Source organism: Brevibacillus migulae, assembly GCF_004521915.1.
Classification (GTDB): Bacteria; Bacillota; Bacilli; order Brevibacillales; family Brevibacillaceae; genus Brevibacillus_F; species Brevibacillus_F migulae.
This window is the reverse complement of sequence record NZ_SDKD01000002.1, coordinates 324,489-347,480: the sequence shown is the minus strand read 5'-3', so window position 1 is coordinate 347,480 and position 22,992 is coordinate 324,489. Positions and strand designations below refer to the sequence as shown.

The window sequence follows — 22,992 nt, the reverse complement described above, 5'->3', positions numbered from 1 at the left end:
GAACTCCCCCTCTCTGTGTGAGATTAGCCTTTTGGCCGGAAAACGAGGGATGCCAGAAAACCGAAAACGATGGCAGCCGAAATGCCGGCGCTTGTCACTTCAAAAATGCCCGTAATGACTCCAATAACGCCTTGGGTTTCCGCTTCCGATATCGCACCATGGTAGAGCGAATGGCCGAAGCTTGTGATCGGCACCGTTGCGCCAGCACCTGCAAAGTCTATAAATTTGTCGTAGAGCCCAAAGAAGTCAAGGGCCACACCAGCAACAACCAAGGTGCTCATCACGTGTGCAGGAGTGAGCTTGCCCACATCCAACAGCAATTGCCCCACTACGCATATAAGGCCTCCTACGATAAACGCAATCACGTATTCCAAAGCTATTGCCCTCCTTCAAAAACCACTGCATGGGCGACACATGGTATCGAATTGCCCTGTTGATAACTGACCGGACTCAAAAGGGCTCCTGTCGCACAGACCAGCACCTTTTTCAGCTTGCCCTTTTGCAGCTGATCCATGATGTAGCTGTAGGTAACTGTCGCACTGCTGGCACATCCGCTGGCCCCAGCAAACACATTCTGACTGGGGTCGTAGATCATCAATCCGCAATCATTGTACACCTTGTCCATGTCATAGCCGCGTGAAAGCATCATCTCTTTGGCGATCGCGTAGCCGACTGTCGCCAAGTCTCCCGTGACGATCAAGTCATAATCCTGCGGTTTGCGATCCAAATCCTCAAAATGCTTGGTTATCGTATCAACCGCTGCCGGGGCCATGGCTGAACCAAGATCAAACGGATCCTTGATCCCCATATCGATGACCTTGCCAATCGTGGCATGGGTAAGTCGAGGGCCATCGCCTCCCTTCCCTACGATAGCTGCCCCAGCCCCTGTCACGGTCCACTGTGCGGAAGGGGGCTTTTGTCCGCCATATTCGGTCGGATACCGATATTGCCGTTCGGCCGTCGCGTTGTGACTGCTGCAAGCAGCGATGGCATACTGGACATAGCCTGCATTGACCAGGGCAGCCGCATTCGCCAGCGTAAGCATCGACGTCGAGCATGCGCCGTACATGCCCATCGTCGGAATGGACAATAACTCCGCTGTAAAGGTTGCGGTGATATTTTGATTGAGCAGATCCCCAGCCAAAATGACGTCTATCTCTTGTTCACTTAACGACGCCTTTTGCAAAGCAATGCGGATGGCATCCTCCATCAGCTGTCGTTCTGCCAGCTCCCAAGTCTCCTTGCCCGCGTATAAATCATCGTAGATTTTATCAAACAGTGCTCCCAATGGCCCCTCTCCTTCCTTGGGGCCAACAGCTGTGGCTGAAGCCTGGATGCGCACATCTTCCGTGAATTGCCATGTTTGACGACTAATCCTCGTAGTAGGAGCAATTGCGGTCGTACTCATGTGTCATCCTCCTTCCTCTATACCAAACCGAATATACTCTTGATCAATCCTGCGATAAATGCGGCCACTACCCCGAAAACGATGACCGAACCTGCCAGCTTGAACATATTCCCGCCCACCCCGAGGACATAGCCTTCACTGCGATGCTCAATCGCAGCAGAGGCGATCGAGTTGGCAAAGCCCGTCACCGGCACGGCGGAACCAGCTCCAGCATACTGGCCGATATTGTCGTAGATCCCCAAACCCGTCAACAGGACAGAGATGAAGATGAGTGTGGCCACAGTCGGATTTCCTGCTGTTTTCTCCGTAAAATCGAAAAAAGTGATATAGATATTTTGGATGATTTGCCCTAACAAACAGATCGTCCCGCCCACCCAAAACGCACGAAAAGCATTCTGCAAAACGTTGCGTTTCGGTTGGAACTTGGATGCTTGCTTCTTATATAGCTCTTTGCTCATCGGCATGGAGGTGCCGCTCTTCGCTTTTGCAGCCATTGACTCACTTCCTTTTCCCGATTCTTTTCTCAACCCTATTTTTCCATGAAGGGAAACGCAGTATGACTAGCGATATTTCCCAATTACAGATGCAAGAGCCATTGCAGCATCGAACCAATCGTCTTCCCCATCACCATCGCCATCAAAAATAGCAGGATCTGCTGCTCGACCTGCAGGCGTTTCGCCAAGATCGGGAAAACATTCAACACTTCTGTCAATCCTGCTGCCAAGGTCCCGACAAAGATACCTGCAAGAATGCCAGAGATCGAAGTAAACAGTACAGGCAAATGGATGGTCATGCCGTAAAAATCGGTGAGGGTGTACAGCATCACGCCACTGATTAAGGCCCACTCATAGGCATGGACATAGCGATGGGAATGAGTCAATTGCGTCAGTCTGGGAATGATGTCAAGCACGCTGATGAAGGCAACAAAGCCACTCCCTACGGCAACTCCTCCCCCCAGTCCGATGATCAGGAGAATTGCATGGAGCATGATAGTTCTCACTTGCTTCGTTCATTCTCCTTGTTTTCGTGATGGATATAGTATTGATCGAGGCTTTGCTGGTACGTAAACAACTCGACTTCCAAGGGACTGGGTTCCTCATGGATCCGTTTGCGAAAAATGTGGTTAAAAAAAAGCACCATGCCAAGACCGATGCCGATGGAATATGGAATTTGCAGCCAGAGCGGATGCTCTACATGCTCACCCGTCAGCAAAAAATAAATGCGCTGGTGAACCTGCTGCATGCTGACATCGGTGTGAAAGTTCATGATCGCCATGCCAGAGCCCGCAAAAAGAATGAGCCAAACTGCAATGACGAGTAGCGGATTCGGCTTTTTCCGCAGGTTGCGCACTTCCACAATGATTTGAGGGGCTCCTTGTACTTCCAAGGGGACATCGGGAAGCCTGGACCGAAGTGCTTGAATGACTTGCATGATGTCGATAATGATCAGTTCGCCATCCTCTGGCTTCACCTGATAGATTGGCAGGGAGCGCAGCTTTTCCTCACGAGTGCCATCCCAATACAGCTGGCACACATCCCCCAGCGTAATGACATCCCGGGGTTTCAAGGTTAACCGTTTTCGCAGCAGAATATATAATGGGCTTTCCACGATTCACTCCTCCCTGCAGCAGATGGTATTGATTAGTATGTACGGCTGAAACCTCGCGAATGCAGAAAAAAACGACCGAACCGAGCTATTGCTCGATTTGGTCGCGTATGGTCTGCAAGATCCTTTTTTCCAGGCGGGAAACCTGCACCTGAGATATGCCCAAGCGCTCGGCTACCTCCGATTGCGTCTGATCCTTGTAATAGCGCAAATAGACAATCAATCGCTCGCGATCGGTTAATTTGCCGATCGCATCCTTCAAGGCAATTTGATCGAACCATTTATTGACGCTCTCATCTGCGATTTGATCAATCAGTGTGATCGGGTCACCATCATTCTCAAAGACCGTTTCGTGAATGGACGACGGTGCGCGGCTTGCCTCTTGGGCAAACACGACCTCTTCCGGTGTTAGCCCCAAAGCTTCCGCTACCTCCCCGACTGTTGGAGAGCGCCCGAATGTCTTATACAATTCGTCCTTTGTCCTGCGAACCTTGTTGGCGGTTTCTTTTAATGATCGGCTCACCTTGACCGTGCCATCATCACGCAGAAAGCGCTGGATCTCTCCAATGATCATCGGCACTGCGTAGGTCGAAAATTTCACATCATAGACCAGATCAAACTTATCCACCGCTTTTAATAGACCGATGCAGCCGATTTGAAACAAGTCGTCTGCTTCGTAGCCACGATTAATAAAACGTTGGACGACCGACCAAACCAGGCGAATGTTGCTATTCACAAGAAGCTCGCGAGCTTCCGTATCACCGCTTTGGCTTCTTGCTATCAGTTCCTTGACTTGCTCATTGGTTAGGAATGGCTGACTCGCATTTTTGATATCGGCTCCCATTGGCACTACCCCTAATTCTGCATCGCTGCTGATCGTAACAGACGTTTCGTTAAACGGATTTTCGTACCCTTACCCAAGCTCGTGGCCACTTCAATCGAGTCCATAAAGTTTTCCATGATGGTAAAGCCCATACCCGAACGTTCCAGCTCGGGTTTGGTCGTGTAGAGCGGCTGCATGGCCTGCTCCACATCCTCAATGCCTTTGCCTTCATCTTCAATGACCAATTCGATTAGATCCTCTTCCAATGCGACGCGTATGCGGACAATCCCCTCTGGATTTTCGTCATAGCCATGAATGATGGAATTTGTGACAGCCTCCGAGACCACGGTCTTGATCTCTTCCATTTCTTCCATGGTAATATCCATTTGCGAGATAAAGGAGGCAACCGCCACCCTGGCAAATGCTTCATTTTGACTAAGGGCAGCGAACTCGATCCCCATATGATTGCGTTTTGTCATCTTAGGCCACCCCCAAGACGAGCAATGCTTCCGCTTCATTCTCTCGGAATTTGATTACTTTAAACAGACCTGACATTTCGAAAATACGGTAGATCGTGGGATTAATCGAGCAAACATACATATCCCCTTCGCGAGCGGATATCTGTTTATAGCGACCCAGGATAACGCCAATGCCTGAGCTGTCCATGAAGGTTAGATCAGCAAGACTCAGGACGATATGGCGAACATGAGGCTCCTTTAATACGTTGTCTACCTTTGTGCGCAATTCTTCAGCCGTGTGATGATCCAATTCACCTTGCAGACGTACGACCAATACATCCTGTTTGGTCTCCATCATGATTGAGAGACTCATAGCTGACACACTCCTTCTTCCCGTAATACCCTCTCTTTTCTACCCTCTCAAAACCAATTCCTGCCAGTCGACAAAAGAACAAAAAAATCGAGCAGCCTTTTCTTATTCGAGGCAACTCGATTCTTTTCGCGTTTTTCTGGTTGCTTACTGATAACTAATCAGAATGTTCCTCGAGGTTCGCTTCAGAATCTCCCACACGCCTGCTTGTTCAATCGTCTTTTCGGGCATAAGGTTAATGCGGGCAACCTCTTTGCCTTCTTTTGTACGGATAAAAATATGTCCGATGACCTGATCCTTGGTCACGGGCGCCTTCAAATCAGGGTTCACCACTACTTCCTTCACGTACATATCGGGTGATTCCCCTTTTTTGGTTAACAGGGTTACCGCCTGAGAAGTGAGTACCTTCACCGTCGTTTCTTTGCCCTTGTCCACCTTGACCGTTTGAATGGAATCGCCCTTCTTGTATACCGGGAAAACTTGAAAATGATTAAAGGCATAGTTGAACATCGCAGAGACTTCACTATTGCGCGTCTTTGGATCAGGCTCACCCAACACCACTGCAAGCACGCGCATGTTATTACGCTTGGCTGTGGCCGTCAAACAAAACTTTGCTTCCGTGGTGTAACCCGTTTTAAGACCGTCGACCCCTTCGTAAAAACGGACCAAGCGGTTGGTATTGACTAACCAGAATGGGTTTCCGCTGTCCTTACGCAGATAGTCTTGATACGTGCCTGTATATTTGGTTATTAAATCATGCTTTAACAGTTCACGAGACATGATCGCGATATCCATCGCGCTTGAATAATGATCCGGAGCTGGCAGTCCGTTGGCATTGACGAAATGCGTATTTTTCATGCCCAGCTGCTTCGCCCGCTCATTCATTTTGGCGACAAATGCTTCTTCCGTCCCTCCGATATGTTCGGCCATCGCTACGGAGGCGTCATTGCCCGAGGCGATCGCGATCCCCTTCATCATATCGTCAACGGTCATTTCTTCACCTGGCTGCAGGAAAATCTGAGAGCCGCCCATGGACGCCGCCCGTTCGCTGGCTTTTACTTTGTCCGTAAGCTTTAGCTCGCCACGCTCGATCGCTTCCATCACCAACAGCATCGTCATGACTTTGGTGATGCTCGCAGGCGGGAGTTTTTCATTACTGTTCTTCTCATAGAGGACAGTCCCCGTATCGGCTTCCAGCAAAATCGCTGATGTCGCATGCGGCGCAATATTTACTTGCTGTTCGGCTGCAGCTGCAAACGACGAGGAAAAGAAGACAAGACAGATAGTTACAGGTAATACACTACGCAGCAAACGCTTCATGACTTTCCCTTCCCTCCATTTCATGTTTTTATTCTCGCCACCCGCAAAGGAAAATATTCACAGAAAATAGAAAAACCCTTTCCCGGAAAGGGGAAAGGGCAAAGAACTTAAATATGGAATCGTGTTACGCTGTCAGCAAGCTCTTCGGAAAGTCGTTTCAATTGCTCCACATGCTCCGTCATTTGGGCAATGGAAGCAAGCTGAACCTCCACGCTTTCCACGACACCGCCAATGGTTATGTTGATTTCGTCCGACATGCCGGAGAGACGTTCCATCGCGGAGGATACCACCTGGTTGCCAGCAGCCATCTCTTCGGAGGTAGCGGTCATTGCTTCGCTTTGCTCCGCTGCCGACTGAATATCCGAGACGATATGGCCAAAGGCTTCTCCTACCGCTTCCACAGAAGTCAGTCCATGTGTCACCTTGGAAACGATACCGTCCATATGATTGCTCATTTCCATCGCTTCGTCATTAATCGAGTGTGCAATGCCTGCAATCTTTTCGGAGAATGTGCTGCTTTCCTCCGCCAGTTTGCGTACTTCGCTCGCAACAACAGAGAAACCTCTGCCTGCTTCTCCGGCACGTGCTGCCTCAATCGCGGCATTGAGCGCCAATAGATTGGTCTGGGATGCGATGGAACGAATCATCTCGACAATGCTCGTAATTTCTTTCGCACGGTCACGCAAGCTGTGCATCCGCTGTGCCGTCCGCTGTACATCATCTGTTGCTCCACGCACACTGGCGATAACCTGTTCTACCATGCCCAAACCGCCCTGCGCACGATCAAAGGTTCTAGATGTAGCCAACGATGTCGACTCAGCCGCGATTGCCACCTGCTCGACTCCTTGCGAAATCTCGCTGACAGTCGTAGTCGTCGCTTGGACTTCACTGGCTTGAATGCCAATTTTCTCCGATATCGTGAACACATTTTCAGAGATGACATTGACAGCTTCCTTGCTGCCATTGGAGATCTTGTTTAATTCCTCAGCTGCGGTATTCAAATGGGTAGCTTGTCCCTGCACCAAGGATATCAGGTTGCGCAATTCACCCACCATTTGGTTGAGGGTACGCCCAACTAATGCAATTTCATCATTTCCCTTGACTTGTACTTCTACTTGCAAATCACCGCTTCCAACCCGTTCCATGTCTTTCGCAATGGAATACAGAGAAGTCCGAATTTTTTTGGCAAACCACCAGATCGCAAATGCCGCTATAGCCGCAATCGGAAGGCTGATCAAAACCATGACCAATCCCATGCCGTTTACTTCCCCGTATATCTCCGACACGCTTGTAGTCAGTACGATGTACCACCCAAGAGACGGGATAGGCGCAAATGCTGCAAAGGAATCTTTGCCGTTGTCTTCGTACATGACACTATTGCTTTCATCCTTCGCCATCAAAGACAGCATTTCTTCATAATCAGCATTTTCAGACAGCGACACTTGGTTGTTGTTCTTGATGTCTCTGTGGGCAACGACCAAGCTGTCTTTTTTAACTACAAACGCATACCCTTCCTGCATGAACGGGATGGTTTCCGTCCTTTTCACCAAGTAATCTGTCGAGAAGCCTACAACCAAAATTCGGCTGGTGTCATCATTTTTCGTTCCGATCGGTGCAGCAATATACAGGACGCTTTTCTCTGCGCCACGTACGATTTCTTCATCGGAGAAGACAGGCTTTTTCTCTTCCTTAGCCTTTTTGAAATACCCTTTTTCATTAAAATTGAGGGAATTTTTCCCGGTCATCGAGTAAAGCTCGTCCCCTGTAGAACCATCGACCAGATAGACTTTCATGATTTCACGGTGGGACTGCTTCAGCAAGCGGAACTGTTCCATGATCAGCGTATCAATATCTGCGGCCATAACACGTTTCGAGGCGCTGGTTTTGACGGAATCCATGATTCCCTGCAGCCATTCTTCCGTGCTGGCACTATGCTGTTCAGCCAGCATTTTGGCTTGCGTAGACGTAATCTTGATAAGCGTATCTTTCGAATAAGAAAGGGCAATTGTCTGAAGGGAAATAACAACAATAAGGACTAGAATCACACCAAAGCCAATCATCTTTTGCGCAATTGACCCCTGGAAGAAGTTCAACGACTGCCATGGTATTCTTCCTTTCGGTACGGGGACACGTTTGGCTGCTTTCCTCCATTGAGAAAGCTTACTCCCTAAATTCGGTATTCTTAGCGGCAATTTCTTCATGATCACTCCTCCTTCTTTACCCCACCCCAAAATATGGAATTTGGTCCATCCAAAAAAACTACCAGCTTCACAACAGCTGGGTAGGCTTATCGCCCTTATAAGCTCATGGACCTATCTCTTTACACCTATGTAAATCTTCTTAATAATCATACACTATGTATTGGTAACTTAAAAGTATTGACAATCGCTAGGTATAACGTCCTGTTTCATATAAAAACCACCTTGGTTACACCGCGCTTGCAGTGTCCAAGGTGGTCCTGATTATATCAAACTTATTTCAATTGTTAATTATAGAGATGGCATGCCGCAAAATGACCTGGCTCTACTTCTTTCCATACTGGTTCCATGGTCGCGCATTCAGGCATCGCTTTCGGACAACGGGTACGGAAATGACAGCCGCTTGGCGGGTTCATCGGGCTTGGTACGTCACCCTCCAAGACAATCCGCTCACGGTTGCGCTCAATTTCGGGATCCGGAATCGGAATCGCCGACAAGAGTGCTTGGGTATACGGATGAAGCGGTTTTTCATACAGCGCATCACTTCCCGCCAGCTCCACCATTTTCCCCAGGTACATAACGCCTACACGGTCGGAAATATATTTCACCATGGACAGGTCATGGGCAATGAACATGTAGGTGAGGCCCATCTTTTCTTGCAGCTGCTCCAACAGGTTTACAACCTGCGCTTGTACGGAAACGTCGAGCGCCGAGATCGGCTCGTCACACACGATGAATTTCGGCTCTACGGCCAGCGCGCGGGCAATCCCGATACGTTGACGCTGTCCGCCGGAAAATTCATGCGGGAATCGGTTCATATGCTCTGGGTTCAAGCTTACCAGCGAGAGCAATTCTTGAATGCGCTCTTTGCGTTTTTCCCCGCTAGCAAGACCATGGATGTCCAATGCTTCCCCGATAATATCCCCAACGGTCATACGTGGGTTCAACGAAGCGTATGGATCCTGGAAAATCATTTGCATGCTTCTACGCAAAGCTTTGAGCTCTTGGTTATTCATCTTGTTGACGGTTTTTCCTTCGAAAACAACATCTCCGCCAGTTGGTTCATACAAACGCAGAATCGTACGTCCCATCGTCGATTTTCCGCAGCCGGACTCCCCTACGATCCCGAGTGTTTCTCCGCGCTTAATGTCAAAACTGACATCATTTACAGCTTTCAGCGTGTTATCGCCAATGTTAAAGAATTTCTTCAGATTGCGTACTTCTAGCAATGTATCTTTGTGATCCACAAGTTTCTCCCCCTTACGATCCCACGCGTTCTTGTGCGAGCGGATGTTGCAGCCAACAAGCAGAGCGTTGAGTAGAGCTTACGTCGGTTAATTCAGGATCGTACTGCTGGCATACGCGCATTGCCGAATCACAACGTGCCGTGAAACCGCAGCCTACAGGTGGTTTCAACAAATCCGGCGGCGTACCAAAGATCGGTGTTAGCGGCTCGTCACGGTTCAGATCCAGACGAGGAACAGAACGGAGCAGACCCTTTGTATATGGATGCTGCGGATTATAGAAAATATCATCAACCGTACCGGTTTCGATTACTTTCCCTGCATACATTACGATGACGCGATCGCACATTTCCGCTACAACGCCAAGGTCATGCGTAATCAGGATAATGGATGTACCCGTTTTCTTTTGCAAATCCTTCATCAGATCGAGAATTTGCGCTTGAATGGTCACGTCCAATGCGGTTGTCGGCTCATCGGCAATCAGCAGTTTTGGCGAGCAAGCGAGAGAGATCGCGATCATCGCACGCTGTCTCATACCACCAGAGAATTCATGCGGATACTGAGTCACGCGGCGCTCCGGTTGCGGAATACCTACCATTGTCAACAGCTCAATGGCACGCTCGCGAGCAGCAGCCTTGCTCATGCCTTGGTGCTTGATCAAACCTTCCATGATCTGATTCCCGATTGTCATGGTTGGGTTCAAGGAAGTCATTGGATCCTGGAAGATCATCCCGATATCTTTCCCGCGGATCGCTTCCATTTCCTTGTTAGACTTTTTGATCAGGTCTTCCCCGTTAAAGAGAATTTGCCCTTTTTTAAATTCACCTGGAGGCGTTGGAATCAGCTTCATCAAGGATTGGGCGGTTACGGATTTCCCACAGCCGGATTCCCCTACGATCGCTACTGCCTCACCACGGTTTACGTGAAAGTTTACACCACGAACTGCTTTCACTTCCCCTGCATAGGTATGGAAGGAAACATGCAGGTCTTTGACTTCTAAGATACGTTCCATCGTGCGTTCCCCCTCTTCCTATTTGCGCAGACGTGGGTCTACCGCGTCGCGGATACCATCGCCAAGCAGGTTAAATGCGAGCATCGTAATACTGATAAAGATAGCCGGGAACATCAAGCGCCACGGATAATATTTCATCGCTGGCAAACCTTCGTTCGACATCGTCCCCCATGACGCAATCGGAGCAGCTACCCCCAGACCGATAAAGGAAAGGAAGGACTCAGCAAAGATGGCAGATGGGATTGTCAAAGACAACGTAACAATAATCGGTCCCAATGTATTTGGAATCAAGTGTTTGAAAATCAAACGTTTGCTGTCAGCACCAAGAGAACGAGCTGCCAATACAAACTCCTGTGATTTTAATTGCAGAATCTGACCGCGGACAATCCGAGCCATCCCGATCCAGCCGGTTATCGTCAAGGCTATGATGATCGTACCTACACCTGGCGGCATAACCACCATCAACAGAATAACAACGAGCAGGTATGGAACCGCAAACAAAATGTCAGCAATACGCATCATGACTTCATCAACTTTACCACCATAGAAACCAGCGATGCCACCCCAAATGATGCCAATGATCAAGTCGACAATCGCGGCGGCAATCCCTACTTCAAGAGAGATGCGCGCTCCGTACCAGACGCGGACAAACATGTCACGACCTAGGTCATCTGTACCAAACCAGTGCTCAGCAGAAGGTTTTTTGTTCTTTCCTGCCAAATCTGTCGTAAAATAGTCGTTGGAGCTAAGTATTGGAATGAAGATCGCGCAAAGCAAAAGCACAATGATAAAGATCAGAGAGGCCATCGCCACTTTGTTCATTTTCAGACGGCGCCATGCATCCGCCCAGAAGGAAAGGCTCGGACGCTTGATTTCTTCTGCCTGACGCAGGTCAACGGAAATCGGCTCAAACAATTCTTTGGTCAGCTGAATATTATTTTGCATTGTTGATTACTCCTTTCCTGCGTCCGACAGTTTAATCCGTGGATCTACGATGGTATATGCGATATCTACAAGCAAGACCATGACAATCAGGATAATCGAATAGAAGACGGTCGTACCCATGATGACGGTATAGTCACGGTTTGTAATGGAAAGGACGAATTCGCGTCCAAGACCAGGAACACCAAAGATTCGCTCAATTACAAATGTACCGGTCAAAATACCAGCAGTCAGCGGTCCCAGATAAGTGATTACCGGCAGCAGCGCATTACGAACCGCATGTTTCACGGTAATGACAATGGTGTTCAACCCTTTTGCTTTTGCTGTCTTAATGTAATCTTGTGCCAATACCTCGATCATGTTCGAACGAGTCAATCGTGCGATAAATGCCATCGGCAAAGCGGAAAGAGCAAAAGATGGAAGTACTGTATGTTCAAACGTTTCCCATTTCGCAATTGGAAACAGGCCCCACTTGATTGCAAAGAAATATTGATAGAAAGCTGCCAGAATAAAGGATGGAACGGAAAGTCCCAGCACCGCGATGACCATGGCTGAATAGTCTTGCCATTTATTATGTCGGAGAGCGGCGATGACCCCTAATGTAATTCCACCTGTGATCGCAATCGCGATTGCCTGCAAACCCAAGTGAGCGGATACAGGGAAACCACGGTTAATTACATCGTTAACAGTTGAAGACTTCTCGGAGAAAGAAGGTCCTAAATCCCAAGTAATAACACGTTTTAAATAGTCCACATATTGTTCGCCAATTGGCTTGTCAATGCCATAGTACGCTTCCAGAGACTTCTTGATTTCATCTGGTACATTCTTCTCACTCGTGAATGGCCCACCAGGAATGGAGTGCATCAGGAAAAAAGTCACGGTAATAATTAAAAACAGCGAGATGATCATGAACAGAATACGCTTACCAAGATATCGGATCAACGCTCATACCTCCTTGTAGATTTGAAAGTTTCCACTTCCCATTTTCACACTGTGACTACCGCTTATCCAATCATCAGTGCAAAAATCGATTGTGTAAGCACTCGCGGCGGTCATTCAGATCTCTCTCTATGTTTCTCTCTCTGTGCGTCTTCAATAAACCAATTGGTTATTTGAATCGCTTAATTCTTTGCAAAAGTTAAGGTATATGGATGCCCATATACCCTAACCTTGCAGAGCATGTCTTTTGGGTTTTTATGATGCTGTGAAAGAGTAGTCGATTACTCTACGTAAGCCCATTTGTAATCTACGTGGCCCAGACCGTCAACTTTCACGCCTTTTACTTCATCTTTCTTCACCCAAGAGTTGGTGTAGAAATAGATTGGAGCGATTGGCATGTCTTCCATGAGGATCGCTTCTGCATCAGCCAAGATTTTTTTGCGTTTCTCTGGATCTTTTTCAAGTGCGGATTGGTTCAGGAGCTCTTTGAATTTCGGATTCTCCCAGTTTGTATCGTTGTTTCCGCCCTCTTTGTCTTTATACAGCTCCAGGAAGTTGATTGGATCGTTGAAGTCACCCAGCCAGCCCATACGTCCGATTTGGAAGTTACCTTCATGCAAGTCTTCCAAGTATACTTTCCACTCTTTGTTCTCGAGCTTCACTTCTATGCCGAGGTTCTTTTTCCATTGGTCTTGGATCGCTTCTGCAATCTTCTTGTGACCTTCGGATGTGTTGTAGGAAAGAGTGATTGGAGGCAGCTTGGTCAGACCTTCTTCCTTCATACCTTCTTCGAGCAGTTTTTTCGCAGTTTCCAGATCGTTATCTTTGAAGTAGCCACCGGATTTCAATTCCATGGACGGTGGCACTGCACCTGTCGCAGGAAGCTGACCTGTTTGCAGAATGTTGTCGATCAAGGATTGACGGTCGATCGAGTAAGTAAAGGCTTTACGGATTTTTACGTTGTTGAATGGTGCTTTTTCAACGTTAAATTTGTACCAATACGTACCCGCGATCGGTTGAGTTGTCATTTTACCGGAATCTTTCAATGCAGGGATCGCGTCTGTAGGCAATGCGCTCAGTGGTGCACCTGCCCAGTCGATTTCACCGTTTTCATACATGGAAAGCTCGGTATTCTCGTCTTCAACCATCGAGAATTCGATTTTTTCCAATTTCACAACATCTTTATCCCAGTAGTTTTCGTTCTTCACAAGAACCAGTTTGTTCTTGTGCTCCCAGCTTTCCATTTTGAACGGACCGTTACCTACGTGGGTTTTCGCTTCCGCAGCCCATTTCGGATCAGCAGTCACTACTTTTTGGTTCACTGGATAGTACGTGTAGAAAGATGTCAGCTCCAGGAAGAATGGAGTCGGATTTTCCAGCGTTACCTGGAGAGTTTTGTCGTCGAGTGCCTTCACACCAACATCGTCCAATTTCGCTTCGCCTTTATTCGCTTTTTCAGCATTTTTAATGTAGTACAATTGATAAGCGTAGTTGGCTGCAGTTTTTGGATCAAGAACGCGCTTCCAAGCAAATTCGAAGTCTTTCGCGGTTACCGGATCACCATTACTCCATTTCGCATCGCGAAGTTTGAAGGTATAAGTCATCAAATCATCAGATACTTCAACAGATTCCGCAGCGGAGTTCGCTGGATGTCCGGATTCATCAGTACGAGTCAAACCATCGAAAGTCGCACGAACAATTGCTCCGGAAGTGGTATCCTCAGCCAGGCCCGGGTCTGCAGTAGGTGGCTCGGAGTGCAGGTTCAGTTTAAGAACTTGCGGTTTCGCCTCTGCTGCTGGAGTTGCAGCTGGTTGTTCTCCACCTGCAGCTGGTTTTTCGGCTGCTTGTTGGCCGCCGCCGCAACCAGCAAGTGCTGTGCCGAGTACTACGAGAGAGCTCATCAAAACGAATACATTCTTTTTCAACGTAATAACCCCCAATAATGATGTTTGTTTTTTCTGAAAAAAGCGATCATGAAGCGAAGATGACGACTCGAATGCGGAGGCATCAACCCCTTTCAGGATATAGCAACTTCGTCATCGCGAACGAATGAGAAGGAGTCTTTATACTGCTTTAATTCCAGAGAAACATCAGCAGCGACGATCCCTTCAATTTGTGAGAGTCGTTCGTTGACGAAGGTGATTAACTCATCATTGTCATAAAACCAAGCCCGGATGATTAAATCGTGCTTTCCACTGAATGCGCCGATAAAACGGACTTCATCCAGCTTGCACAGCTGCTCAGCCACTTGCTTTTGCATACCCAGCTTCGTTGTCAAGCCAATGATCGCTTGTACATGCACGCCAAGTTTCTCCGGATTGGTCTGAATCACGAACTCGAAGACCCCATCTTGCAGTAAACGAGCGATCCGGGAGCGGATCGTCCCCTCGCTCACCCCGAGTTGGTGTGCAATCTCGGTGTAGGGGGTTCGGCCGTCTGATTGAAGAATTTGCAGGATGTGCCTGTCTATTTGATCGATTTTCTTCAAACCCACCACCCCAAATATTCGGTGCGCATACAAGCTGCCACATGTGAGAGAATGTGTACGATTTTTTCGCTTTGATTATAGCTTTTTTACGAAAATCGCAAAAAAGTTTAACATTTGTCTGACACATTAAACATAAACGGAAATGATAGTGGTGTCAACGAAATTTGATTAGTAGAAAAATAAAAAATTATAAAGCTGATCCGAACAATAAATATTATTTTACCAATTTTGTTCGGTAATAAATTCCGGTGATTTCCACTTGCTTTTCCCCTGCCTACCCAACATTCATATTCTCCACGTTCACCATTCGTTCACATTCTCTTTTTATCGATTTGCGTACTTGTCATTTTCCCCCAGCAGGCAATTGGAAACCGAACAATCTTCTCATGACGCCTGCACACACCGTGTACATTTATAAGACCCGAGTCCTTCGGATATAAAGAACCGGAGCGTTTCTCAACGCCCCGATCACCCATATACCCTATATTCACTTCCGAAAATTTACAGCTTAGCTACGATTCCATGTACCAATGAAAGGAATGTAGATTTGACTTTTTCTGTCGTCTCCATGACTTCATCGTGGGATAACGGCTGCTCCAATATGCCAGCAGCCATATTGCTTATGCAGGATATCCCCAGCACCTGCATATTCATGTGCCGCGCGACAATGACCTCAGGAACTGTCGACATTCCTACGGCATCCCCGCCGAGCACACGAAGCATGCGGATCTCGGCTGGCGTCTCATAGCTCGGCCCCAAAAGTCCTGCATAGACACCTTCTTGTAGTGTGATCCCTTGCTCTTGGGCCACACTTTTGGCCAGATCCCGAAGCGCTTTGGAATATGCTTCGGACATATCCGGAAAACGCGGCCCCAGCTTATCGTCATTCGGACCGATCAATGGATTGCGGAACGTAAGATTCAAGTGGTCTTTGATCAGCATCAGATCGCCAGCACGGTAGGATTCATTGATCCCGCCTGCCGCATTGGTTACTACCATAGTCTCGACACCGATCATTTTCATGACGCGGATCGGGAACGTCACTGCATCCAGGCCATGTCCCTCGTAATAGTGGAAACGACCTTGCATCGCGACAACCTGCTTGCCTTCCAGCTTCCCAATGACCAATTGCCCCTTGTGGCCAACGACAGTGGATTGCGTGAAGCCAGGAATTTCGCTGTAAGGAATGACGACTGGCTGTTCGATTTCGTCCGCCAATACGCCCAACCCCGAACCCAGCACGAGTCCGATCGTCGGTTTTTCAGTCAGCTTTGCCTCTATATATGCTTTTGCCTCTGCTAAAAGCTTCATATCCATTTGTTATTCCTCTTCCCTTACAATTTTTCTAAAAAGCTTTTGCCAATCGCAGGCAATTCCACGCCAAAGTTCTCCGCAATGGTCGCCCCGATGTCTGCAAATGTATCGCGAATGCCAAGCGGTTGCCCTGCTTCCATGCCTTTATGGAGAACCAGCAGCGGTACATATTCACGTGTATGATCGGTTCCGTGATGAGTCGGATCGTTACCATGATCCGCCGTGATGATCAGCAGATCCTGATCTCGCAGCCCTGCCACAATCTCTGGTATGCGTGCGTCAAACTCCATCAACGCTTTTCCATAGCCCTCCGGATCGCGTCTATGGCCGTACTTGGCATCGAAGTCAACCAGGTTAACGAAGCTTAGACCCGTAAAGTCCTCGCCCATCGTTTTGATCAGTTGATCGACGCCATCCATATTGTCTTTGGTGCGAATCGAGCGAGTAACGCCCTCATCCGCATAAATATCCGAGATTTTCCCTAAGGCAATCGATGCGAACCCCGCATCCTGCAAGCGATTCATGACGGTTGGCGCGAATGGTTTTACCGAATAGTCGTGACGATTTGACGTACGTGCGAATGAGCCCGGTTTCCCCACAAATGGCCGAGCTATGACTCTCGTTACGGCGTACTCATCACGCAGCGTCAATTCACGAGCCACTTCACAAATGCGATACAGCTCTTCAAGCGGCACAACTTCTTCATGCGCTGCCACCTGGAAGACACTATCGGCAGATGTGTACACGATGACGGAGCCCGTGCGCATGTGCTCTTCGCCCAGCTCATCCAGAATTTCTGTGCCCGATGCTACTTTGTTCCCCAGCACTTTGCGGCCGATGCGCTGTTCAAATTCTTCGATTAGTGCTGCCGGGAATCCATTCGGATATGTATTAAACGGCGTAGCCACCTGCAGGCCCATGATTTCCCAATGTCCTGTGGTGGTGTCTTTTCCGATGGATACTTCTTTCATTTTCGCCCAATGCGCTTTCGGTTGGTCTACAGCCGGAACATGCGCGATTGGTGCGATATTGCCCAAGCCAAAGGAAGCCAGCTGCGGCAAAGCAAACCCGGATACGCGCTCTGCGATATGGCCCAGCGTATGTGCGCCTTTGTCACCGAAATCAGCTGCATCCGGCAATTCACCGATTCCTACGCTGTCCATGACAATCAAAAATACTCGTTGAAAACGTGGCATAACTACTCCTCCAAGTTGCGTTCATCAGGTTTTAAAAGGGGAAGCCTACGCTCTCGGGTGCGTCTTGGCATACACATCTTTGATCCGCGTACGAGTCACATGCGTATAAATCTGCGTCGTGGAAATGTCTGCATGACCCAGCATCTCCTGAACCGAGCGCAGATCTGCTCCATTTTCCAAGAGGTGAGTGGCAAACGAATGTCGTAACGTATGCGGCGTGATTTCCGTACGAATATTCACTTGCTCGGCGTAGCGCTTGATGATCTTCCAAAAACCTTGACGAGTGATTTGTTTCCCCAAATGATTGAGGAAAAGTGCGGTTTCATGGCTTTGCTTCAATAGCTTTGGTCGACCTGCTTCTATATATTGGCGCACGATCTGATTGGCCATCGATCCAAGCGGAATGATCCGTTCCTTGGATCCTTTCCCTAAACATTTGACAAATCCCATCTCGAGATTGACATCCCCGATGGACAGGGACACAAGCTCGGATACACGGATGCCCGTTGCATACAGCAATTCCAGCATGGCTTTATCCCGGATGCCTGCCGGATTATGTAAGGCTGGCCCTTCCAACAGCCGTTCCACTTCTTCAATCGACAATACTTTTGGCAATCGTTTTTCGATTTTCGGAGTTTCCAGGTGAATCGATGGATCTTTGTCCAAATGCTTGTCCCTTACCAGAAACTGATAAAAGGCGCGGATGGAAGCCATATTGCGGGACAAGGTTGCAGTTGCCCGACCTTTTTCCTGAAGCGAAAGCAAATACCCGATGATGTGAGTACGGGACGAATCATGAATCTCGTTGACTCCATGGTTGCGCAAATACGTCGTATACGCCACCATGTCCCTCTGGTAGGACTCCAGCGTATTTGCCGCCAATCCTTTTTCTACCGCGAGAAAGTGGATGAATTGATCGATCAGCATATCCATGAAGCGTTTCTCCTTCAGTGTTATTCGAAGTTCATGTTTCCTCTACCCTTTTCCACACTGAACACGAAAATCCTCTTTTTTCACGATTGAAAAAAGAGGGCTATTCTCCTACCAGGTAAAAGAGCTGCAGTCTTTCTACATAACCGGTAAGGTCCTGTGGAACAGGTGCGCTGATCACTTTTATCACTTTCACCGCATTTCCGTTTGGTTCACGATAAGGATTGGCCGGGAGAAGATGATCGGTCAAAAACATGATGACGCCATATGAGATCAATGCACAGGTCAAAAATAGTACAAGAAAACGAATCGCTTCCATCATGCGCCGGTACGGAAAGCCCATGAATCCTCGCCCCTCCCCGATCCTTTTCTTACATTATATGTCTCGTCCGCACCTTCATTCACTCGTGTTACACCTGACCCAATACTTCGGACAATGGCTTGTAGGGCAAAGAAAGCGAACGGGCAACCGCCTCATAGGTGACATGTCCAGCTACTACATTCACCCCTTTGGCAAGGGCTTTGTTCTCTTCAATTGCTTTGCGGAAGCCTTTGTTCGCCAATTGAAGGCCAAAAGGAATCGTTACGTTGGACAAGGCAATGGTGGATGTACGCGGAACCGCACCGGGCATATTCGCCACCGCATAATGCACAACGCCATGCTTGACATAGGTAGGATCGCTATGTGTCGTAATTCGGTCAATCGTCTCAATCGAACCGCCTTGGTCAATTGCCACGTCCACGATGACGGAGCCTGGCGCCATCTGCTTCACCATCTCTTCTGTCACCAGTCTAGGGGCACGCGCTCCCGGGATCAAGACCGCACCAATCAGCAAATCGGCATCTTTGACAGCATGAGCGATATTGTAGCTGTTGGACATCAACGTATGTAGCCGACCATGGAATTGATCATCCAACTCCCGCAGGCGATTGGCATTGATATCGATGATCGTCACATCTGCCCCCATCCCAAGCGCCATCTTCGCCGCGTTTGTCCCGACAATCCCTCCTCCGATGATCACCACATTCCCCGGCAGCACGCCAGGAACGCCACCGAGCAGGATGCCTTTTCCGCCATGTGGTTTTTCCAGGAATTGCGCCCCGATTTGCACAGACATCCGCCCTGCCACTTCGCTCATCGGCATGAGCAGGGGCAGCGAGCGGTCTTCATTTTGGATGGTCTCATAGGCAATGCCGGTGACCCGCTTTTCCAGCAACTGCTCCGTCAGCTCTTTTTCGGGTGCCAGATGGAGATACGTAAAAAGGATCAGACCCTCCCGAAAATACGGATACTCCGCAGGCAACGGCTCTTTGACTTTACAGATCATCTCCGCCTTTGCCCATACGTCTTTTGCTTCAGATACGATTTCTGCACCTGCTGCTGCGTAGTCTTCGTCCATAAACCCGCTCCCGGCTCCTGCCTGGGTCTCTACATAGACGGTATTGCCAGCTTGCACATAGGCCGCAGCTCCAGCCGGTGTTAAACCGACCCGATTTTCATTATTTTTTATTTCTTTGGGTACACCAATAATCAACCTGCCGCACCTCCAGAACATTGATATCATTAACCTGCCCTGTTTTACTAAGCTTACTCATTTTCCCATTGATTCCAGTTTCTTTGGCGAATGACGTCGAACTTTGTAAAACGTTTCGAGGCTTTCAATATATTAAAATTCCTGATACGGCTTTTATACTGTTCATGATTCAGACCATGCCTATCAGCAAGGGGGTCTCGCTTCCGTTATCGAAAGCAGCTTCTCTACCGAAAATTAAAAGAGTTTGGTGTTGGCGCATATGACAAATCTTAAAAAAGAAGATCGTATCCCGAACAATAAAATAGAGAAAGTGTGCATACATCATATGGATGAAATCGTATTGAGACAGACCATTGAAAATCTGCGGAGTATCCTGTACCAAAGCGTCAGTAACAATAGCTTTACGAATCCGTCCGTCATCGCGATCAGCCAGGAGCTCGACGAGTATATCGTCCGTTTCCAACAGTTGACCAGTCCGGCAAAAGCAAAGGAAACCATCCAATAAGTCGAGTCCACTCGAACACCCGGCTTCGCCATCGAACTGGCGGGGCCTTTGTAGCGTTTATGTGGATAAGAGTTTTTGTTCAACAAAAAAAGCACGTTGACCGCAAATGGCCAAGGTGCTTATTTAGTATGCTTCGCTTTACTCGCATTTCTTTAGCGGAAATCTTCCAGCTTTACGTGATCGATACAACGATGACAGATCCCGTAAAAGGTCAAGCGGTGATCCAGGATCGAGAAATTGTACACGTTCTTCACTTTTTCCTCGGCGGATACCAGTAAATCCTCGAAGATTTCATCCACTGTACCACAATTCAAGCACACCAGATGGTGGTGATGATATTCGGAATTATCATCACGCAGATCATACCGTGCTACTCCATCACCGAAGTTCATTTTGTGAATAATCTTCAGCTCGCTTAACAAGTCAAGCGTGCGATATACAGTAGCAAGACCGATTTCCGGGGCTTTATCTTTAACGAGCAGGTACACATCCTCTGCGCTCAGATGATCCTCTTCGTTTTCCAACAGCACGCGTACCGTTGCCTCTCGCTGTGGTGTCAATTTATAGTTTTGCGAATGCAATTGCTGTTTAATTTTTTCTAATTTTTCTTCCATCGCTGCCCCTCCCCGCTCGCTTAACTGGCGAGATCCAGAAAGCATGAAAACCTGTTCCTATTATAGTAGAGGGCAATCGATTTAGTCAAATACATCCGTTCTAAAGTGATAATAATTCTTAATTAATCACATATTGCATCAAAGTCGGCGAAACGTATGCCTCGAACAGGGATGCAACGGTTAAAACGATAAGCATGACTACCATGATTGCCGTATAGCTCCAAAAATGAGGTAAGATGACATCGTGCTTATTTAACAGCCGGCTGCGGATCAACCGCAGGGAGAATGAAATCCCGCCAACGCCCACGATCAACAAAGCCGGGACAATCAACATATTCTGCGGCAATACGCCGGAAAGGGCAAAAGTAACACCTTGCCACTGCATTTGATCCACCAAAAAGCCGACCGTAAACCCGACTACCACCCCTTTCAGAAAGAGCAGCAGCAGGATCAGCGGCAAGCCGATGATGGACAAGCCCAACATCCAGATGATCCCTACCGTTTTTAAGTGAAAAGCAAATGTTTGCGTAAAATGGGCCGCTGGATCAGCAACCCCATGCTCATCTACATTCGCAAAAAAATAACGGAGAAACCCCATTAGTTCTTGTTTTTGGGTAAGTCCCAGCGAGTTTACAATGACTGCTCCGAAGATTACACCCATCGCAAACAAAATCACCGCAAATAAATAAAGGGATTGGTGCTCGCGCATATAAGCTTGGAATGTTTGTCCCATTCTGCTGCGCATGGTGGCTTCCTCCTCCCGCTCCCACGAATTTCTACCATGGTATGCGGGCCAAGCCAGCTATATGACACCGTGCCTGGTTCCTACACTCTTTCCCAGACCGTGAAACGGTGTTCGTACGGATTCCGCTCGTCCTGAATTCCCTGTTCGCTTTGAATAAGTTTCCATTGGTCTTCCTCATAGGACGGAAAATACGCGTCACCCTCAAAGCTCTCGTCGATAAACGTGATGTACATGCGATCCGCTACGGGAAGAAATTGCTTGTACACTTCTGCCCCGCCGATAACGAAAGCTTCCTCCTCTTTCCCGACAGTCTCTAGCACCTCTGATACAGAGGTACAGATCGTACAGCCCTCCAGCTTAAGCGTATGATCCCTGGTGATCACCAAATTCTTGCGGTTCGGCAGCGGCTTTCCGATCGATTCATACGTCTTGCGCCCCATGATGACGGTATGACCCGAGGTGATACGCTTGAAGTACTGCAAATCCGCGGGAAGATGCCAGGGAAGCTCGTTGTTTTTTCCGATCAGTCGATTACGATCCATGGCAAAAATCAACGAAATCATACGGCCACTTCCATTTCCAGCTTCGGATGATGCTGATAATCGAGCAGCTTGATATCATCCACCGTGAAATCGTAGAAGTTGGTGATTTCCGGATTGAGCCAAAGCTTCGGCGCTGCGTACGGTTCGCGCTTCATCTGCTCCCGCAAGGCCGCTTCGTGATTTTCGTAGATATGGGCATTATTCAAAAAATGGATAAACATCCCCGGCTTTAACCCGGTTACCTGCGCGATCATATGGACAAGCACCGCGTACTGAGTGAAATTGAACGGTACGCCCAAGCCAAGATCGGCACTGCGCTGCACCAATGTACAGTTCAAGTATCCATCACTGACATCCCACATTGTCATGAATGCGCAGGGCTGCAGGGCCATATCCTCGAGATCGTTCATATCCCACAGACTCATGATATGCCTTCTGCCTTGCGGGTCTTTCTGCAAGCCTTCAATCAGCTTATCGATCTGGCGATGCTTGCGGATCTGATAGCCGTACGCTTTGCCTATCGTACCATCCTCTCTCGCCCATTCATCCCAGACGGTTACGCCCATTTCCCGCAACTTGCCCACGTCATTGCTTTGCAGCTGGTAAATCCAGAGCAGCTCTTTGACCGCCGTTTTGAAAAACACTTGCTTCGTGGTTAAAATGGGAAATTCGTTGCGCAGATCAAACGTAAATGATCGGCCGAACAGCTTTTTCGTAGGGATTCCTGTACGATTTTGATCCGAGTACCCGTTTTCCAGCACGTCGCTGATCAAGGAAAGATATTGCCTATCTGCTGCATTCATA

The 22,992-nt window shown here is 48.3% G+C and carries 26 protein-coding genes; 1 reads left to right on the top strand and 25 read right to left on the bottom strand.

All coding sequences use genetic code 11. The annotated features are described in order from the left end of the window. Positions 1-23: 23 nt before the first annotated feature. From spoVAE to ald, 21 genes are all read right to left on the bottom strand, one after another. Positions 24-374, bottom strand: a complete 351-nt coding sequence (spoVAE, locus tag EIZ37_RS03875) for a stage V sporulation protein AE (protein WP_134683238.1) — start codon at positions 372-374, stop codon at positions 24-26. A 2-nt stretch (positions 375-376) separates the two neighbouring features. Next, positions 377-1,408, bottom strand: coding sequence for a stage V sporulation protein AD (gene spoVAD, locus EIZ37_RS03870; RefSeq protein WP_134683237.1), 1,032 nt, complete (start codon positions 1,406-1,408; stop codon positions 377-379). A 17-nt stretch (positions 1,409-1,425) separates the two neighbouring features. Continuing rightward, positions 1,426-1,902: a stage V sporulation protein AC gene (gene spoVAC / locus EIZ37_RS03865; protein WP_134683236.1), complete on the bottom strand. Its 477-nt coding sequence runs from the start codon at positions 1,900-1,902 to the stop codon at positions 1,426-1,428. Positions 1,903-1,985: 83 nt separating this feature from the next. Next, a complete protein-coding gene (locus EIZ37_RS03860) occupies positions 1,986-2,396 on the bottom strand; it encodes a stage V sporulation protein AB (protein WP_134683235.1) in 411 nt (136 codons plus the stop codon). A gap of 8 nt (positions 2,397-2,404) precedes the next feature. Then, the gene (locus EIZ37_RS03855) at positions 2,405-3,016 is read right to left on the bottom strand and encodes a stage V sporulation protein AA (RefSeq protein WP_134683234.1); all 612 of its coding nucleotides are present in this window, start codon (positions 3,014-3,016) and stop codon (positions 2,405-2,407) included. An 85-nt stretch (positions 3,017-3,101) separates the two neighbouring features. Continuing rightward, the gene (gene sigF, locus EIZ37_RS03850) at positions 3,102-3,857 is read right to left on the bottom strand and encodes an RNA polymerase sporulation sigma factor SigF (protein WP_134683233.1); all 756 of its coding nucleotides are present in this window, start codon (positions 3,855-3,857) and stop codon (positions 3,102-3,104) included. Between the two features lie 11 nt (positions 3,858-3,868). Then, the gene (gene spoIIAB, locus EIZ37_RS03845; RefSeq protein ID WP_134683232.1) at positions 3,869-4,315 is read right to left on the bottom strand and encodes an anti-sigma F factor; all 447 of its coding nucleotides are present in this window, start codon (positions 4,313-4,315) and stop codon (positions 3,869-3,871) included. A gap of 1 nt (position 4,316) precedes the next feature. Beyond that, on the bottom strand, positions 4,317-4,667 hold the full coding sequence (gene spoIIAA / locus EIZ37_RS03840) for an anti-sigma F factor antagonist (RefSeq protein WP_134683231.1): 351 nt from the start codon (positions 4,665-4,667) through the stop codon (positions 4,317-4,319). 144 nt (positions 4,668-4,811) lie between these two features. Beyond that, positions 4,812-5,984 carry a D-alanyl-D-alanine carboxypeptidase family protein gene (locus EIZ37_RS03835; protein ID WP_134683230.1) on the bottom strand — a complete coding sequence of 391 codons (1,173 nt, stop codon included), beginning with the start codon at positions 5,982-5,984 and terminating at the stop codon, positions 4,812-4,814. Positions 5,985-6,091: 107 nt separating this feature from the next. Further along, a complete protein-coding gene (locus tag EIZ37_RS03830; RefSeq protein ID WP_134683229.1) occupies positions 6,092-8,185 on the bottom strand; it encodes a methyl-accepting chemotaxis protein in 2,094 nt (697 codons plus the stop codon). 284 nt (positions 8,186-8,469) lie between these two features. Next, positions 8,470-9,429 carry an ABC transporter ATP-binding protein gene (locus EIZ37_RS03825; protein WP_134683228.1) on the bottom strand — a complete coding sequence of 320 codons (960 nt, stop codon included), beginning with the start codon at positions 9,427-9,429 and terminating at the stop codon, positions 8,470-8,472. A 13-nt stretch (positions 9,430-9,442) separates the two neighbouring features. Continuing rightward, positions 9,443-10,438, bottom strand: coding sequence for an ABC transporter ATP-binding protein (locus EIZ37_RS03820; RefSeq protein ID WP_134683227.1), 996 nt, complete (start codon positions 10,436-10,438; stop codon positions 9,443-9,445). 18 nt (positions 10,439-10,456) lie between these two features. Then, complete coding sequence (locus EIZ37_RS03815) at positions 10,457-11,383, bottom strand: ABC transporter permease (protein WP_134683226.1); 927 nt, start codon at positions 11,381-11,383, stop codon at positions 10,457-10,459. 6 nt (positions 11,384-11,389) lie between these two features. Continuing rightward, complete coding sequence (locus EIZ37_RS03810) at positions 11,390-12,322, bottom strand: ABC transporter permease (protein ID WP_134683225.1); 933 nt, start codon at positions 12,320-12,322, stop codon at positions 11,390-11,392. A gap of 278 nt (positions 12,323-12,600) precedes the next feature. Then, positions 12,601-14,244 carry a peptide ABC transporter substrate-binding protein gene (locus EIZ37_RS03805; protein WP_134683224.1) on the bottom strand — a complete coding sequence of 548 codons (1,644 nt, stop codon included), beginning with the start codon at positions 14,242-14,244 and terminating at the stop codon, positions 12,601-12,603. A gap of 92 nt (positions 14,245-14,336) precedes the next feature. Next, entirely contained in the window at positions 14,337-14,807 is a 471-nt protein-coding gene (locus tag EIZ37_RS03800; protein ID WP_134683223.1) for an Lrp/AsnC family transcriptional regulator, read from the bottom strand. 501 nt (positions 14,808-15,308) lie between these two features. Continuing rightward, positions 15,309-16,118 (bottom strand): purine-nucleoside phosphorylase, encoded by an 810-nt coding sequence (locus tag EIZ37_RS03795; RefSeq protein WP_134683317.1) that lies wholly within the window; start codon positions 16,116-16,118, stop codon positions 15,309-15,311. 23 nt (positions 16,119-16,141) lie between these two features. Next, positions 16,142-17,317, bottom strand: coding sequence for a phosphopentomutase (gene deoB / locus EIZ37_RS03790; protein ID WP_134683222.1), 1,176 nt, complete (start codon positions 17,315-17,317; stop codon positions 16,142-16,144). A 45-nt stretch (positions 17,318-17,362) separates the two neighbouring features. Next, a complete protein-coding gene (xerD, locus tag EIZ37_RS03785; protein WP_134683221.1) occupies positions 17,363-18,250 on the bottom strand; it encodes a site-specific tyrosine recombinase XerD in 888 nt (295 codons plus the stop codon). A 100-nt stretch (positions 18,251-18,350) separates the two neighbouring features. Further along, a complete protein-coding gene (locus tag EIZ37_RS03780; RefSeq protein WP_134683220.1) occupies positions 18,351-18,590 on the bottom strand; it encodes a DUF4227 family protein in 240 nt (79 codons plus the stop codon). A gap of 67 nt (positions 18,591-18,657) precedes the next feature. Continuing rightward, positions 18,658-19,782 carry an alanine dehydrogenase gene (gene ald, locus EIZ37_RS03775; protein ID WP_134683219.1) on the bottom strand — a complete coding sequence of 375 codons (1,125 nt, stop codon included), beginning with the start codon at positions 19,780-19,782 and terminating at the stop codon, positions 18,658-18,660. Positions 19,783-20,041: 259 nt separating this feature from the next. On the opposite strand from ald, the gene EIZ37_RS03770 reads away from it, so the two are divergent. Continuing rightward, positions 20,042-20,287 (top strand): aspartyl-phosphate phosphatase Spo0E family protein, encoded by a 246-nt coding sequence (locus tag EIZ37_RS03770; protein WP_134683218.1) that lies wholly within the window; start codon positions 20,042-20,044, stop codon positions 20,285-20,287. A gap of 152 nt (positions 20,288-20,439) precedes the next feature. Here EIZ37_RS03770 and fur read toward each other — a convergent pair whose 3' ends face one another. From fur to EIZ37_RS03750, 4 genes are all read right to left on the bottom strand, one after another. Continuing rightward, entirely contained in the window at positions 20,440-20,901 is a 462-nt protein-coding gene (gene fur / locus EIZ37_RS03765) for a ferric iron uptake transcriptional regulator (protein WP_134683217.1), read from the bottom strand. Between the two features lie 118 nt (positions 20,902-21,019). Then, positions 21,020-21,646 carry a stage II sporulation protein M gene (spoIIM, locus tag EIZ37_RS03760; RefSeq protein ID WP_134683216.1) on the bottom strand — a complete coding sequence of 209 codons (627 nt, stop codon included), beginning with the start codon at positions 21,644-21,646 and terminating at the stop codon, positions 21,020-21,022. An 80-nt stretch (positions 21,647-21,726) separates the two neighbouring features. Then, positions 21,727-22,209, bottom strand: a complete 483-nt coding sequence (locus tag EIZ37_RS03755) for a dihydrofolate reductase (protein ID WP_134683215.1) — start codon at positions 22,207-22,209, stop codon at positions 21,727-21,729. Then, entirely contained in the window at positions 22,206-22,991 is a 786-nt protein-coding gene (locus tag EIZ37_RS03750) for a thymidylate synthase (RefSeq protein WP_134683214.1), read from the bottom strand. Before EIZ37_RS03750 ends, EIZ37_RS03755 begins: the two co-directional genes overlap by 4 nt. Position 22,992: the final 1 nt, after the last annotated feature.